This window comes from Siccirubricoccus soli (assembly GCF_024178315.1).
GTDB classification, from domain to species: Bacteria; Pseudomonadota; Alphaproteobacteria; order Acetobacterales; family Acetobacteraceae; genus Siccirubricoccus; species Siccirubricoccus soli.
Genome location: NZ_JAMZIK010000240.1, coordinates 1 through 1,474 on the forward strand (window position 1 = coordinate 1; position 1,474 = coordinate 1,474).

The following is a 1,474-nucleotide window of genomic DNA, read 5'->3' on the forward strand; positions in this document are numbered from 1 at the left end:
GCGCGCGCCTCAGGCCGCCAGGTGCTTGCCGAAGAAGGCGAAGACCTTGTTCCAGCCATCCATCGCCTGCTCCGGGCGGTAGAGCGGCCGGTGCCAGTAGAAGAAGCCATGGCCGGCGCCGTCATAGCGGTGGAACTCGTACTGCTTGCCGGCCGCCTTCAGCGCCGCCTCGTGCTGGTCCACCTGCTCCGGGCTCGGCGCGCGGTCGTCATTGCCGAACAGGCCGAGCAGCGGACAGGCAAGGCCGGAGGTCAGATCGATCGGCGCCACCGGGGTCTTGGCGTTCAGCTCCTCCTTCCCCATCACCACGCGGCCGCCCCAGAGATCGACGCAGGCATCCACGTCATGCCGCTCCGACGCGTAGATCACCGCATGCCGCCCGCCGGAGCAGGAGCCGAACAGGCCGACCTTGCCGTTGCTCTCCGGCTGCGCCCGCATCCAGGCGACGGCGGCGGCGGTGTCGCCCACCATCTGCGCATCGGGGATGCCGCCCTCGGCCCGCACCTTGGCGGCGACGTCGTCCGGATGGCCCTCGCCCGCGCGTTCGTAGAGGTTGGCGCAGATGGCCATGTAGCCATGATGCGCGAAGCGGCGGGTGGTCTCGATGTAGAGCTCGCTCCAGCCCGGCAGGTGATGGATCAGCACCACGCCCGGAAAGGGTCCCTTGCCCTCGGGCTTGGCGACATAGGCGCTGATGGGCGTGCCGCCATCGCCGGTGAGGGTGACGAGCTCGCAATGCATGCCTTTGTAGAACGCCATCTCTCTTCCTCCATCGGGGATCTTGGGCCCTGGAGCAGGCTCCAGAACGCTAGGGCCAGAACAGCCTGGGCCTGAGTGGAGGCCGTCCTGGCCGGGCCGGCCACGGCATTCGAGCATGCGGCCGGCAGGGCGACAACCGCGCGCCGGGCCCGCGCCCACAGGGCGACCTCCGCCCCATCGGGCGGAAAGGGTGCCGGAGGCAAGCGGCACGCCGTCCCGCAGCGCGACGGCATGGGATGCGCTGCGGTCGTCACGCACCGCGCAACGGCGCGCTGCAGGCGGAAGAGCGAGCCGCACGGCAGATCGTGCAACCTCCACTTGTGCAACATGGCTATCCTTACCGAGCTGCCCGAGCGGATGCTGCGGGCAGAGGGAGGGCCATGGCCTGTCCCTCCACGCAATGGGAGGAACGACAGCAATGACAGGAAGGATAGGCGTGCCGGCCAGGACCGGGCGCCGCAGCCTGCTGGCCGCGGGGTTGGCCGGCGCCGCCATGCCTGCGCTGGCGCAGCAGGAATTTCCGAACCGGCCGGTGCGCTTCGTCGTGCCCACCGCGGCGGGATCGGGTGTCGACCTGCTGACCCGCGTGCTGGCCGATTGCATGGGCCGGCAGACCGGCCACACCTTCGTGGTGGACAACCGGCCCGGGGCGGCCTCGGCCATCGGCACGCAGCATGTCGCGCGGCAGCCGCCGGATGGCTACACGCTGCTCTAT

The 1,474-nt window shown here is 70.3% G+C and carries 2 protein-coding genes; one reads left to right on the plus strand and one right to left on the minus strand.

The annotated features are described in order from the left end of the window. Nucleotides 1-9: 9 nt before the first annotated feature. Nucleotides 10-759 (minus strand): dienelactone hydrolase family protein, encoded by a 750-nt coding sequence (locus tag NJ376_RS27435; protein ID WP_252956540.1) that lies wholly within the window; start codon nucleotides 757-759, stop codon nucleotides 10-12. A gap of 436 nt (nucleotides 760-1,195) precedes the next feature. Here NJ376_RS27435 and NJ376_RS27440 point away from each other — a divergent pair. Next, nucleotides 1,196-1,474, plus strand: a 279-nt coding sequence (locus NJ376_RS27440; RefSeq protein ID WP_252956541.1) for a Bug family tripartite tricarboxylate transporter substrate binding protein, incomplete at its 3' end; no start/stop codon positions are given.

Coding starts and splice junctions, on each gene's coding strand:
- NJ376_RS27435 (WP_252956540.1), bottom strand. CDS start 759: ATGGCGTTCTACAAAGGCATGCATTGCGAGCTCGTCACCCTCACCGGC.